Source organism: Microcoleus sp. BR0-C5, assembly GCF_036705045.1.
GTDB lineage: Bacteria > Cyanobacteriota > Cyanobacteriia > Cyanobacteriales > Microcoleaceae > Microcoleus.
Window position 1 is genome coordinate 14,291 of sequence record NZ_JAUBTR010000012.1, and the last position, 12,523, is coordinate 26,813.

The 12,523-nt window shown below is 43.5% G+C and carries 11 protein-coding genes and 1 pseudogene; 6 read left to right on the top strand and 6 right to left on the bottom strand.

Annotated elements, in window-relative coordinates:
* Positions 1 to 21: 21 nt before the first annotated feature.
* The gene (locus QUB08_RS08100; RefSeq protein ID WP_333176504.1) at positions 22 to 516 is read right to left on the bottom strand and encodes a hypothetical protein; all 495 of its coding nucleotides are present in this window, start codon (positions 514 to 516) and stop codon (positions 22 to 24) included.
* 196 nt (positions 517 to 712) lie between these two features.
* Here QUB08_RS08100 and QUB08_RS08105 point away from each other — a divergent pair, with 196 nt between their 5' ends.
* The gene (locus QUB08_RS08105; RefSeq protein WP_333176506.1) at positions 713 to 1,717 is read left to right on the top strand and encodes a hypothetical protein; all 1,005 of its coding nucleotides are present in this window, start codon (positions 713 to 715) and stop codon (positions 1,715 to 1,717) included.
* 31 nt (positions 1,718 to 1,748) lie between these two features.
* Here the strand turns inward: QUB08_RS08105 and QUB08_RS08110 are convergent, their stop codons facing one another.
* The 5 genes from QUB08_RS08110 to QUB08_RS08130 form a co-directional block, all read right to left on the bottom strand.
* Positions 1,749 to 2,240 carry a hypothetical protein gene (locus tag QUB08_RS08110; RefSeq protein WP_223300929.1) on the bottom strand — a complete coding sequence of 164 codons (492 nt, stop codon included), beginning with the start codon at positions 2,238 to 2,240 and terminating at the stop codon, positions 1,749 to 1,751.
* Between the two features lie 415 nt (positions 2,241 to 2,655).
* On the bottom strand, positions 2,656 to 4,740 hold the full coding sequence (recG, locus tag QUB08_RS08115) for an ATP-dependent DNA helicase RecG (protein ID WP_333224254.1): 2,085 nt from the start codon (positions 4,738 to 4,740) through the stop codon (positions 2,656 to 2,658).
* Between the two features lie 472 nt (positions 4,741 to 5,212).
* Positions 5,213 to 6,814: a relaxase/mobilization nuclease domain-containing protein gene (locus tag QUB08_RS08120; RefSeq protein ID WP_445300902.1), complete on the bottom strand. Its 1,602-nt coding sequence runs from the start codon at positions 6,812 to 6,814 to the stop codon at positions 5,213 to 5,215.
* A 147-nt stretch (positions 6,815 to 6,961) separates the two neighbouring features.
* Positions 6,962 to 7,339, bottom strand: coding sequence for a hypothetical protein (locus tag QUB08_RS08125; protein ID WP_333224256.1), 378 nt, complete (start codon positions 7,337 to 7,339; stop codon positions 6,962 to 6,964).
* 190 nt (positions 7,340 to 7,529) lie between these two features.
* The gene (locus QUB08_RS08130) at positions 7,530 to 7,808 is read right to left on the bottom strand and encodes a hypothetical protein (RefSeq protein ID WP_150111731.1); all 279 of its coding nucleotides are present in this window, start codon (positions 7,806 to 7,808) and stop codon (positions 7,530 to 7,532) included.
* A 350-nt stretch (positions 7,809 to 8,158) separates the two neighbouring features.
* Here QUB08_RS08130 and QUB08_RS08135 point away from each other — a divergent pair, with 350 nt between their 5' ends.
* From QUB08_RS08135 to QUB08_RS08155, 5 genes and pseudogenes are all read left to right on the top strand, one after another.
* Positions 8,159 to 9,340 (top strand): ParM/StbA family protein, encoded by a 1,182-nt coding sequence (locus QUB08_RS08135; protein WP_333224257.1) that lies wholly within the window; start codon positions 8,159 to 8,161, stop codon positions 9,338 to 9,340.
* Positions 9,333 to 9,812, top strand: coding sequence for a hypothetical protein (locus QUB08_RS08140; protein ID WP_333224258.1), 480 nt, complete (start codon positions 9,333 to 9,335; stop codon positions 9,810 to 9,812). The genes QUB08_RS08135 and QUB08_RS08140 overlap by 8 nt, the downstream gene beginning before the upstream one ends.
* 162 nt (positions 9,813 to 9,974) lie before the next feature.
* A complete protein-coding gene (locus QUB08_RS08145; protein WP_333224259.1) occupies positions 9,975 to 10,856 on the top strand; it encodes a mobilization protein in 882 nt (293 codons plus the stop codon).
* The gene (locus QUB08_RS08150) at positions 10,853 to 11,536 is read left to right on the top strand and encodes a DUF6753 family protein (protein WP_333224260.1); all 684 of its coding nucleotides are present in this window, start codon (positions 10,853 to 10,855) and stop codon (positions 11,534 to 11,536) included. The genes QUB08_RS08145 and QUB08_RS08150 overlap by 4 nt, the downstream gene beginning before the upstream one ends.
* 234 nt (positions 11,537 to 11,770) lie before the next feature.
* Positions 11,771 to 12,497, top strand: a pseudogene (locus tag QUB08_RS08155) (IS1 family transposase).
* The last annotated feature ends 26 nt before the right edge of the window (positions 12,498 to 12,523 follow it).

Below are 12,523 nucleotides of genomic sequence, written 5' to 3' on the forward strand. Positions count from 1 at the left end.
GAATTTCAAATTCAACAATGCTTAATAGTGCTTTCCATTTCGCGTAGAAGCCCTTAAGCTTTCAACTTTTTTCAAAGCAGGAACCCGCTGCTTGCGAGAAGGAAGTTTTTCTTCAGATACATCTGATAATTCTTCTGAAAAGTTATCTTCGTCGCCTTCAAGATCGTCGTTAGTGAAATCAGCATCGTTATCCTCATCCGCGTCATCCACTTCGCTTTCATCTGTCTGAACTTCTGGTTCTGGCGATGCAGCAGCAGGTGAGGCAGTTGAGGTAGCGATGATGTCATAGCCGAGTTCTAGGATTAGCGATCGCACGACGCTTTCCATCTGCTGTTCCGATAACCCAGGAGTCGTTCTTTTGAGTTCCTGCCGTTTCATTAGCATCCACACTTCCAGAGTTTCTTCTGGTGTTGCAGTCTTCAATGCCAATTTGATTTTTCTAGTCAGTTTTTCCCGCGTGGATTTGAGACGGTCTGTGGCAATTTTTTGTGTATTATTGGGCTGATTTGTAGGCATAAGTAGTGGCGTAGCAAATTATTATTTTCACCCAAAAAGGTGGGCGTTAGCCCATTTATAAGTCGATGACATCGGAAATTAGGTAGAGGTGTGTATAATTCCTTGGACTGATGGGATACGACGCGCATATTTAGTAAGTTAAAGGCTGAAAATATACATAATTTTAGCTTGTACATCGCCTACAAAAAGCATAATTATGAGCCAAATAAGAGGCTTTTATCCAGTTATTCTTATCCCTGATTCAATTCGTCAGTTCTGCGCGGATAACCCGATACCTATTTTGGAAGAAAGTGCTTCTTCTACAAAAAAAATGCCTTTTCCGCCGCGACCGCCAGTTTCCAATAATTCTCGTTATTCTCTGGTAATTCAACTTTGGATAGCTAGTGTTGCGGTAGTAATGTTGGTTAACTGGCTGTTTGGCATGAGTGTTATGGCTTTCTGGTCATCGCTGACGTGTTCGTCAGTGAGTGTAGTGGCGACTTTTTCCTATCTGCGGTTTGTTGATTTTCAAGTGCGCGATCGCTACAAGCAACGACTGGCTGACTACCAACAACAATTATCCAAATACGAAAGTTATCAATTGTGTCGCTTGCAGCTAAATCACAAGGAAACTGAGCAATATAATTCTCTGTTGCAGGAACGATCTAAGCTGTTTAATATTTCTTTAAGAGAAATTATTCAGCAGCCAGCAAGTCAGAGTAAGGGAGGAGTACAGCAAGGGGTAAGTGAAAAGCAATTTTTTATTTACTTATGTCGTTATTTCTCTGGTTTTTATGACTTCTGTATGGGTGGTGAGTTTCCTATACCCGGTACATCTTTTCGTTACACCGCTGACTTTATTTTGGTTCATAAACCGACTGGTTTAGCTATAGATATCGAGATTGATGAACCTTATGATGGGAGAACGGGAAAGCCTCATCATTGTGTGGATAGGAATAAAGATAATCAGCGCAATCAGTTTTTCTTAGAAAGAAATTGGGTGGTGATTCGGTTTTCTGAGTTGCAAGTTGTTAAATATCCTGATGGTTGTTGTAAGGCGATCGCTAGAGTTGTTTCTCAAATTACAGGTGATTATAGAGGATTAGTTCAGTTACAAAATGTTAAAGAGTTACTGCCCCAAAAACAATGGAAAGTTAAGGAAGCTGTTTATATGGCTAAGGCTAAATTTCGTAACTCTTACATAAGAAATAATTTTTGTTAATTAAGGAATTATACTAAAATTTTCAATAAATTTATAGGCTTGCTAAATGCGGGTTGTTTTCACGAATTTTTTGTAACTTAGCTCCCTCAAGTTTAATAGCTGCGGTTCGATCCAACCAAGAGTAAAGATTAGCTGCCAAAGAAGCATTAAGGCTAAACGGTTTAGAATTAAAGCCCGCTCTCATACCTCGACGAATTTCAGGTAGGGTCAGTCCTTGTTCGAGCAGAAAAGGAAGAATATCAATTAATTCTTGAAAAGCGTTCTGTGGCTGAAAGCTGTTATCTGGATCAGCTTTAAGGGTGAATCTGCGACGACGCTTAAAAGGATGTTGCCAAGCCCAACGATAGTGATCCAGATATGCTTCATCAGTATCAATAGTAGCATCGGTACGATCTATAGTATTAGCATTTTTCCAGTAAGTTTTTTCCTTTATAATAAATACCAAATCACAATAAAGGTTATTAAAATTTGGAAAAGTATCGCCACTGACCCAAAAATTGATATTATTTACTATGGAAGACATTTGTGTAATGTGACAATAGGAATGCAGGAATTTACAATTCCAAATGTATGGATCTTGATTGCCAACAATAGAATCGTGATAAACTACGATGCTATCGAATACTGATTTAGTACGAGATGGATGGTAGATAAGATAACCGTTCAAAATACGACCTCAATAGTAATTATAAAATACAATTATATAATTAAAAGTATATCCTATGAATAAAAAATATGTTAATAGATTGTTTGAGGTTAAGTAAAAAAATATTCTCATAAAAAGCTAAGAGGATATTTCAAAAGCTAAAGAAAGCTATATTTAACTGCTGATGAAAGGAGGGAAGCAAAACCCTGCGATGTGAGCCAATATATTGACATACTCGATCGGGCTGGCACTCTGTTCACCATAATTTTTTAATATCCTCTAAGCAAACCTATTAATTAAGAGTGCAATCCCAACTTGTCAGCCCTCGTCTTTTGAGTTCTGCAACCATCAAAGGATGTCCCTCTAAATTCGGGTTACTTTTGACGATCGCTACTGCCATCTCACGAGCTAAATTCAGCAAACCCTCATCATCCAGTATATTTGCCAGAGCAAATTCGGAAATTCCCGACTGGCGATAGCCCAGCACAACACCTGGCCCACGCAGTCGCAAATCCATTTCGGAAATAAAGAACCCGTTGCTAGATTTTTCCAATACCTCAAGACGTGCCTTAGCTTCTGTTGCTTTACTGGTATTTAACAGAAGACAATAGGAACGGTGGGAACCCCGACCGACGCGACCTCTTAACTGGTGCAGTTGAGCCAAGCCAAAGCGATCGGCATGGTCGATTAAAATAACTGTAGCATTTGGAACATCCACGCCCACTTCAACCACAGTGGTGGAAACGAGTATCTGGGTTTTGTTGTCGCGGAATGATTTGAGCGCTTCATCTTTCTCGGCTGATGTCATCCGACCGTGCAGCAATCCTACGCTAAATTCGGGGAAGATTTCTGTTGAGAGTCGATCGTATTCTGCTACCGCTGCTCTCAAATCTAGCTTTTCCGATTCTTCCACCAGGGGAAGGATGATGTATGCCTGACGACCTTGAAGTACCTCGCGGCGGATTAATTCGTATGCTGAAGCGCTTTTATTAAGCACTTTCGTGTGAATCTTCTGACGACCGGGCGGTAACTCGTCAATCTGACTGACATCCAAATCCCCGTGCAAGGTCAGTGCTAAAGTACGCGGAATAGGAGTTGCAGTCATCGTCAGTACATGAGGTCTATTTCCCTTGTTCAGTAAATCCTGCCGCTGTTGCACACCGAATCTATGCTGTTCGTCGATGACTACCAGACCGAGTTTGTTGAAGTTGACCTTCTCTTGCAGAAGCGCGTGAGTTCCTACCAATAGTGAAAGTTCACCCGTCTCTAATTGGGCGTGGATTTCTCTGCGCTTGGCGGTTTTGGTAGAACCCGTCAGCAATTGAACAGAAACGCCAAGGCGTTCAAACCACGTCGCAATCTTCCTGTGATGCTGTTGGGCTAGCACTTCTGTAGGTGCCATAAGTGCCGCTTGGTAGCCAGACTGGATGGCAGCGAGGATAGCAACGACAGCAACAACTGTTTTACCAGAACCGACATCCCCCTGTACCAGTCGGTTCATCGGCGTTTTGGAAGTCATGTCGTTGAGAATGTTGTTAATGACCCTACGTTGAGCTGAGGTAAGCGAGAAGGGAAGTTGAGAGTAAAAGTGTTGGATTAGAGGGCCAGCAGGAGTTATTTTTGTAAGAGCCGATCGCGCCAAAAGTCGGTGGCGACGCACGAGAAACGATAGCTGGAGATAGAAAAACTCATCAAATACCAGGCGACGGCGGGCAGCTTCTAGTTTGGTTTCGTCTGGGGGCTGGTGGATGTTTGCGATCGCCTTCTGTAATTCCATCAAACCGTGTTGTCGTCTGAACTCCTGCGGCAGGGGGTCATTTAGCAGCTTGGCAGATTCCAAAACTGAGGTTACTGCATTTTGGACAATTTCGTTGCTAACTCCCTTTGTCAAAGGATAAATTGGGATAATTGAATTTTTCGTATCCTTGGCTTCGTCTAGACCGATTAATCGGATTTCAGGGGAAGTTAATGTCATTCCGCAATAGCGATCGGCTTTGACTATCCCAGATATAGCAACAATGCCTCCAGCAACATAGGTGGCGGCTTGCTCGTCCCTCCACTTTTTTGATTGGTAGTACGGATGGTTGAAGAAACGCTTGCAGGCTATTTTACCGGTTTTGTCCTTGACAATAATAGTCTGAATTGTTAGCCTATAATTTTTAGGCGGACTCACTACTTCCTGATGTTGAATCTTACCTACAACCGTGACTGAATCGCCTACTTTCAACTGATAAATTTTTACTCGCCGATACTTGATGTAATCACGGGGAAAGTAGAGCAGTAAGTCTCGTACAGTTGCAAGGCCCAGCCTTTCTAGCATTTTGTAATTGCTTGGGTTTAACCCTGGCAGATCGCAAATGGGTGAATGCAGTTTCATGATAATAGTTGGGAATTTCTCAAATTCAATTTTTTGTTAGCAAGCCATTCATAATGCTGCGCTAGCAGCCACTTCACCAATGGCAAATCGCTGAATTTAATTGGGAGATACACTGCTTTTAGTCCTTCCATTACTCCTAACAAAGCAGAGTTCCATTCTCGCTGGTTGCACGAAGATTTAGGGCGCAGTCGAGAGAAGTAAGTGACGTAGATTCATAATTTTAAGGTGGCGCTTCCACTCTTTCACAATACTGATAATAGAGTCTGAGTCACGGCTTGGACAAGCCGGTTTGGAAAAAGCTCTTTTCCAAATAGCATATTGTTTGGTTTTGAGGTGGGTTGCAGCGACGGTTTTACTGCTTAAACAAGTCGAAAAGGGCGTCGTAAAAATAAGCAATTTGTTTATCGCCCCACTTTAGTCATCGTTTCCTGGCCCCATGAAAGCTGCGTAAAATACTAATAGTGAGCTTTGATTAATCCAAAATTACGCCAAAATTGCGATCGATTGCTTCATCACGATCGTTAAAACCATTTTCTGTTTCTTGCTCTTGAGATGCTAAGATTGCGTTCCAGCCGGCAAAGCCTGGATTGATTCGCTTTGATTGAGGGAATGTTTCAATAATTTCTTTTGACAGTCGATCGCCATCTCGATCTCCTTTGAAGCCGGCTACTATAGTTTCTACTTCCTTAAGAAAGTCGGTTGGCAGCGAAGAAACCGCATCAATGCTTAAGTATAAAGTCGGCCTCTTATTGAAATCTGGATCTAAGGCAATTACAGACAGGAGTTCTACCGGGTTGCTGGCAATAATGGCTCTTTCAATATTGTTTTGAACCGCTATCCAGAAAACTCCCTTTTCACTGTTGTCGCCTCCTTGATATGAGCCTTCCCCATGACTGTCAATGGAAAATTTTCCATTGGCGTCTAAGGTGCAGGTTCCTCTGTACTCTCCTGCAAGAGTGCGGAGTTGGAATACAGGGCGGTTCAGGCTGTCTGCGTCTATCCATCCCCTGTCGTGTAGCAGGTCGATTAATTCGACTGGCAGACAAGCATTTTCTATTAAATTGCTTCGTACAGACTCCCAGTTAAGTGAGTCGAACCCCGATGTTTCGCGATCGTTGGGCGAGTCGGGTTTGCCTACATCTTCTGACTCAGCGATTAGAGAATCTTTGTCGGTTTCTGAGGAAGTCCCTGTGCTGCTTCCTTCTCGATCTGGCCTGTCAATATTAGAGTAGGTCTGCCAGTATATTGGTGAAGAATTGCTCTCGATGCTGCTGTTCCTCATTTCGCCGCAGTCATCAGCATCACTATCAGTGTTCGCGTCGCTATTTGGTTTAGAGTTTTCTGTTTCCAAAATTTCGTTCAATTCTCGCTCTTGCAATGGGGGAATGGCTTCCACATTTATGTCAGTATTAGCAGAGTAAGTGACTCCTCTGTATTTTTGCAGCCCCTTGAAGGTGTAAGCTTTGCCTAAATGAGTGCCGCTAAAAGCAATATTGCCTAATTTGTAGCTAATCCCTAATTCGCCTGCGGGGGTAGGTTCTATTTTTACACTAATGCCTTGTTCAACGAGTCGGTCAATCAAAAGAGCGAGCGCGGGACTGTCAGTGGTTGCTCTATCTAGTGCTGTTTGCAGTTGTTCCCGCGTGCTGATTTCCCCCGTTCTTGCTAACCGTCGGTGTTCGCCAGTCGTGGGAGAACGGCGTTCTTTATCAAAACTGCGGGAAGCTGGTGTCAAGTCATACTTTTCTTCCAATTCTTGAATCAATTTTTCGCTGCGTAGATAGTTCCAGCTATCTGATACGCAAGTTCCTTGCTCATCCAATTTGATACGGCTGGCTGCAATGTGAATGTGGTCGTGGTCGCGGTCGGTATGGCGGATGATAGCAAACAGATTTTTATCCAGTCCCATTCCTTCTAGGTAATCTAGAGCGATCGCCCGCCATTTGGCATCAGGGATATACTCGCCATCCGGCACGCTTAAGGTCGCATGGTAAACTGGTTTTTCAACTCTAGGGTTGAGTTGTTTGGAGAACAGAAACTCAGCAGCTAATTCCTGGACATTTTCTCCTACCATATTTCCTCCAATCAGTGAAGCTCCTTCTTTGGAGAAGAGGTAATTGAGCAATGGGGTAAAAGTTTTACCGATTTTCTGCTTGCCAATCATTATTTACTAAACTTAAAACTTGTGTAGTAAAAAAGTGATGATTTGTGGATGTTTTTATTAAAAGTTTTCGCTAGGAGCTTCTAAATTTTCCTCAATATCGCTTAAATTCATTAGAAGTGGTACGTTCATTTGCTGTTGCTGTACTTGCTTGAGCAGTGCCAAAGTTTGCTCAATCAGATCCTCAAAGTTGGCTGGCTGTGTAATTTTTTCCCCCATCCATAATGCTTGTTCTGTAGCAAGGGCAATCGGTTTGAGGCGGAGGTTAAGTTCGGCTAATTTTTGGCACAAAGCTGGTTGATGTTGTTGTTTAAAAGTGTGGTATCGGAACAGATTGCTGATGCTCACCTGGAGATTTTTAGCCATTGTCTCAGCAAGTTGAAGTTCTTCTGGCGTTAGGTATACGGTTATTCTTTTGATTCGTTTGGATCTCGACATGGCTAGTTTGCTCGCTATTTGGTGTTGGGTAACAAACTTTATCCTTCGGCTGCGATCGGGTAGCGTGCGCGGAGGGCAATCGCGCCTCAGCCACTTGCCACTCGCTTGTTGCCTGGAGGGGCTTTAAGGCATGGCAACTCGATGTCAGTCTTTCCAATGGAAAATTTTCCCTTGCCACTAGGGCTTAGACTCAGGTTTGGCTGAATTCAACAGGCGTGGGAATTTCCAATGGAAAATTTTCCATTGTCACTGTGGCCCAGAGCCAGATTTGGCTGAACTTAACAGGCGTGGGAATTTCCAATAGACATCTGGGAAAATCAATGATGCGTGCTCTTCCACTTTTGCTTGCATACGCGATCGCCCTTGTCTCTACATCTTTTTTCGAGATGTCTGTGTGAAGTACCCGATGCTGATTGCAAGCAATACAGCGCGGGGCTTCCCGTCTAATAGCTAATGGAAAATTTTCCATTGAACAGCGACAGGCTGGCAGCAGCGCTCTCCTCATAGGGGTGCTATCCCGTTAGAGAAAGCAGTTTGCACGCACCTCTGACACAGCTTGCTACCAAAAGCTCTGTCCCAGCCTAAGCCGTGAGTCCGATTTTTGTAGATGCTGGGATTCAGACAACTGGCTGAGGGAGGGGAGGTTTTAGGAGGGGTTAATAAGTAGTAAGTGCGTTTTAATCCTTGAATAGCTGTTATTTTACAGCCTTCTTTTGAGGTGGCACGCTTGGCTTAGCGTAAGGGTTATTTCTGCACGTCCTTTCCGTACAGGGCTGTTTGTTTATCACTCTTGAAACTTCAATTAGGAAGACCTGCGATATGAGCGAAACTACTATCGACACCATCTGGCCTCAAGCGATCGCGGCCTGCGATTACGGGGGGTCAGCTACCAAAATTCTTTACGCAGGGCCAAAGAATCAAATTCGACTGCTGTGCATGGAACCGGAGGTCGTATCTGTACCGCACGAATCAATTTTGGCTTATGGCACAGACCAATTGGGGTCAGCCGAACCTGAGAATACGGCTTGGGTTGCCTTTAGGAACGATTACAGGGCAGTAGGGTATTTGGCGAAAGAGAGGTTTCACGCCAATGCTGGCCTTTCGGAGCTTAAGTACGAGAGGGCGCTGCACAAAACTCTGGCTGGGATGTGGGCGATTAAGGAAAAGCTGAATTTGCCGGAGAAATTTACGGCGGCGATCGCCGTGTTGTTGCCACCGGGGGAATATGAAGACCGAGGGAGGTTCGAGCGGGTGCTGCGGGAAGCTTTAGCAGATTACCAAACTCCTACAGGCTCAATGAGCGTGGAATTGTTGGCGTTTAACTGCAAGCCAGAGGGCGGTGGTATTTACCTGATGCACAACAAGAAAGTTGGTTCTGTTTTGAAAGAGCGGGTGTGCGCGATCGCCATGATTGGCTACCGCAATGCTAGCCTGCTGGTGGCTCAGCGGGGAGATGTTAGGCCGGGAAAAACAAGCGATTTGGGCTTCATCCGCATGGTGGAGAGGGTGGTAGCTAGGACTTCAGGGCAGACTGCGGAGCGATTGACTCCGGCGATCGCAGCAGCGGGATCTGAGCTCAAGGCAGCTCCTTTAATGCGGTTGGCTCGCAGCACGACTAAGCAAGGGCGGGCCCAAGAAGTGCAGCAGATGATAGCAGCAATCAAAGAGGCACGACCTGAATATGCGCGGAGTCTCACCAGTTGGTTGGATGAGAATTTGCCACCGGATTGCGATGAGTTGGTGTTCTGCGGTGGGACGGCTGATTATTTCCGCAAGGAGTTAAACGAACATTACGATCGCTTTCCGATTATTTGGAATGCCGAAATTGCTATGCCACCTATTTTGGAAAAGAAAGGGTTTGAAAATCGGCTCAATGATGTCTATGGGATGTTTTCGTATTTCAAGGCAAATTTGAAAAAGCAGTTCAATTCTCAGGTCACAGAATCCGCTGTTTGTGGGTCAAAAGGTTCCGTTTTACAGGAGATAGTTGGTCGTGGCTAAGGAAAAAGAAAGGGTTGATTTTTTGTGGCGCTATCAGCCTTTAAAATCTACTGATGATGGAGTTTTGATGTCCTATATTAAAGGCAATTTATTGCTGCCTTCGAGAGAAATGATTCTCCAATCTCTGCGACCTTACTGGCTGCCGCTAGCATATCTGGAAAAAGGGAATATCGATCCAGTTATTTTAGGGCGGTTATTTAGAAATGCCGTCTATGCTCTGGAAAAGCACGCTCTCTATTTGCGCGATCGAGGCGGGATTGAATATCCTCCTACTAATATAGGGGGAATGCCTATTTCCCAAATACCATCTTCGCGAGAAGTACCTGCTGGTATTGAGGAGGCAGACCGTTCTCTGCTTTACGGTGTGGAAAGCTTGACGCCTCTTAACCATTCCACTCGTAGCGGATTGACTGCGGATGACTTATTTGAATTAGAGGGTGGCGAGGATTTCGATGATTCAGGATTCGCATGAATGAGCTTCAATTATTGAGCGAAAATTTTCTCTAATTACCTCTGCAAATACAGGGATGCTAGTCATTGTATTGTATTTGCGAATTTAGTTAGATATTAGGCACATTTTCTTGCTGGTTGGGCAGTTATTAGCTATCCATCCACAGCAGAAATAACTGTATTTATGTTAGGAAATCAACCGGAAATAGGACAGTTCGACATGGCAAGTAGAAGTAGAAACTCGAAATATCAAGTGCAACTAACAGATTCTGTGGTTAAACAGGTAGATGAAGGAGGAGATTCAGGTATGGAGACAGCGATAGAAAACTCGAATGGTTTCAAAGAGTGCGGGTTAGAGAAGGTTGAAAAACCGGCTACTAAAATTCATCTGATTGATGGAGAGAAAGGCGGGGTTGGCAAAAGCTTATTTGCTAGGGTTTTAATTCAGTATTTCTTAGACAAGAATTTCCCATTTTTTGCCGTAGATACCGATCGCTCTAATCCTGATGTATCTCGAATCTATGAGAGCGTATGCCGTGAAGCTCTGTTTAGCGAGGACGAGAAGAAGTTTTACGAAGCGGATCGAATTTTTGAATTGGCGTTTGAGAAGAGCGTAATTGTCAATTTACCGGCTCAGGTTTATCCTTTGGTAACTAAGTGGATGGGAAGAAACAATTTAATTGAGTTGGGGAAGCAGTCTCGCATTAGTTTTTGCAAGTGGTTTATTTGCACGGGGGGCTACGATAGCGTGCAACTATTTTTGAAGTCAGTTAAGCATTTTGACAATAAGATTGCTCACGTTCTCGTCCGCAATTTTGGATTGGAGGATGATTGGAGTTCTGTGGAAGAGATGGAGGAGGTGCAGAATGCGATTAAAAAATATGAGGTCAAGGTGATTGATTTTCCTAAGTTTTATTCGCGGGAAAGGAATGCGATAGATGCTCGGGGGATAACTTTTGATTTGGCAAGGAATAGCCAGGAACTCGGGGTACTGGGCCGACAGCGGATTAAGTCGTTTATGTTGTCAGCTTATGAGGCGTTTGAAACTACGGGGATGTTGCCGTGAGTTATGGTGCTGTTGATACTAAATCTTTGCTTGATATTGCTTTAGAGGGGCAATCTGAGGAGTACAGGCGCAAAGTTTTGGAGTTGGCTTTTAAGGGGAAAATTGAGCCAACTGACCCGATTTTTCTGATTTTGTTGGCTGCTGGCCGATTGGAAGTGCTGATTCAAGAGAGTCCAAAACCAGAGGATTTTGAGTTAGCGTTCGATCGGTGGGTGGCGCGGATTAATAAAACTTTGGCGAGTTACGAACGGGTGGCGGTTGAGAAGCAAGAGGGGAAAATTGCTGAAGCAGTCAATTCTCTGGTGCGTCAGACGGAGTTGACTCGGTGGAGGACATCGGCTCTTGCTTTGATACCGGCTGCGGGTATCCTGTTGGTGGCGTTAGGTGCCGGTGCTGTGATGGGGTGGATGGGTTTACTTTGGTCGCAAGGAGGGTTTGCACCGGGGGAAGCAGTTTCTTTAACTCAGGAGCAGGCGGAGACTTTGCGGTGGGCAACGAGTGCTGAGGGGAAGTTTGCTCGGAATTTGATGAGGTGGAATTCGGATAGTCTTACTGATCTGGAATGTAAAAAGGATGTCAAGCGTCTGGGGGTGACTTTGGAAGTGGCGGGAAGGCCAGCTATTTCGGGATTCTGTACAATTTGGGTAGAATCGCCAGAGTATCGTAAATTTAAGGATTGAACACTGGTGTGACTTTACCCAGAAGTTAGCTAACTTTTCCAAGTTCTAATGATGATTATTTCGTTCATCTTGCTGCTGACGTGTATAGTATTTCTTCCTGTAATTACCATTTTACTGCTAGTTTGGTATGCTTCAAGTTTTAAAGCTCGTGAAAAAGAACGTTTGAAAATATCCGGGTAGTAATGCACAGTAATGGTTTAATATTAAATCAACATAAATTTCCGAGGTAAAAGTATGGAATGTCCTAATTGTCAAAGCGATTTTTTTATTAAAAATGGAAAGACTTATTACGGGAAACAGCGATTTAAATGTAAAAATTGTAGTCGTCAGTTTATTGAAAATTCTCAATATAAGCAGATTTCACTCCTATACTAAAGCCTTAATTGAGCGGCTGATTTTAGAAAAAATTTCTTGAGCCGGAATTGCTAGAGCTACGGGGGTATCGATTCGATGGCTTCAGAATTATGTAAATAAAAAGTATGCCGAAATTTCCCAAGAAAATTTGGTGATGAAAAAACCTTCATGTCAGTTGACTTTACAGCTAGATGAAATGCGGTCATTTGTCAAAAACAAGCGAAAAAAGCAATGGCTCTGGATAGCTTTAGATCAAAAGACCCGTGAAATTGTTGGACTTTATATTGGAGACCGCTCAAAAAAATCTGCGGAAGAGCTCTGGCAATCTTTACCTCCTGTCTATAGACAATGTGCTGTTTGTTATACTGATTTTTGGGAATCTTATTCAGAAGTGCTACCTTTTAAAAGACATCGACCTGTAGGTAAAGAATCGGGAAAAACCAGTCATATTGAAAGACTTAATAATACTTTCCGGCAGCGAATTTCTCGTTTAGTTCGTAAAACCTTGTCTTTCTCAAAAAAACTGCAAAACCATATTGGAGCAATTTTTAACTTTGTACATCACTATAATTTTTGCCTAAGAAAACGATATCATTACTCTGCATGACTACCCCATAGTTTACTCATGATTTA

Excerpts from the sequence above, each read along its gene's own strand:
- QUB08_RS08130 (WP_150111731.1), bottom strand. The coding sequence starts at position 7,808 with ATGGAAAATTTTCCATTAGCTATTAGACGGGAAGCCCCGCGCTGTATT.
- QUB08_RS08100 (WP_333176504.1), bottom strand. The coding sequence starts at position 516 with ATGCCTACAAATCAGCCCAATAATACACAAAAAATTGCCACAGACCGT.
- QUB08_RS08145 (WP_333224259.1), top strand. The coding sequence starts at position 9,975 with ATGTTAGGAAATCAACCGGAAATAGGACAGTTCGACATGGCAAGTAGA.
- recG (WP_333224254.1), bottom strand. The coding sequence starts at position 4,740 with ATGAAACTGCATTCACCCATTTGCGATCTGCCAGGGTTAAACCCAAGC.
- QUB08_RS08135 (WP_333224257.1), top strand. The coding sequence starts at position 8,159 with ATGAGCGAAACTACTATCGACACCATCTGGCCTCAAGCGATCGCGGCC.
- QUB08_RS08125 (WP_333224256.1), bottom strand. The coding sequence starts at position 7,339 with ATGTCGAGATCCAAACGAATCAAAAGAATAACCGTATACCTAACGCCA.
- QUB08_RS08105 (WP_333176506.1), top strand. The coding sequence starts at position 713 with ATGAGCCAAATAAGAGGCTTTTATCCAGTTATTCTTATCCCTGATTCA.
- QUB08_RS08120 (WP_445300902.1), bottom strand. The coding sequence starts at position 6,814 with ATGGTAGGAGAAAATGTCCAGGAATTAGCTGCTGAGTTTCTGTTCTCC.
- QUB08_RS08110 (WP_223300929.1), bottom strand. The coding sequence starts at position 2,240 with ATGTCTTCCATAGTAAATAATATCAATTTTTGGGTCAGTGGCGATACT.